We start from the raw sequence: 241 nt of genomic DNA, 5'->3' as shown, positions 1-241 counted from the left end.
CATTCCGGCGCCTGCGCCGCGGTGCCGGCGGCCAGGCATGTACGCAGCTCGCCCGGGCTCTGCCCGGAGATGACGCGGAAGATCCGCCCGCACGTGCCCAGGCTGTTCCAGCCGGTCTGCCGCGCGATCTCGGTGATCGGCAGCGCGGTGTCGCGGCACAGTGCCACCGCGCGTGCACGGCGCCGCGTCAGCAGGAAGCGGTCCGGCGGCAGCCCGGACGCCTGGCGGCACTGCCGCGCGG

1 protein-coding gene is annotated in these 241 nt (G+C 76.3%); it reads right to left on the bottom strand.

The genetic code is table 11. The features are described 5' to 3' along the window. The coding region (locus tag ACQG3P_RS22570) for a helix-turn-helix domain-containing protein (protein ID WP_426806300.1) at positions 1 to 241 on the bottom strand (241 nt) is incomplete at both ends.

The organism is Stenotrophomonas sp. SrG, from assembly GCF_050031795.1.
GTDB classification, from domain to species: Bacteria; Pseudomonadota; Gammaproteobacteria; order Xanthomonadales; family Xanthomonadaceae; genus Stenotrophomonas; species Stenotrophomonas rhizophila_A.
Note: the sequence above shows the minus strand (reverse complement) of the source record. Positions and strands in the feature narration are given on the sequence as shown.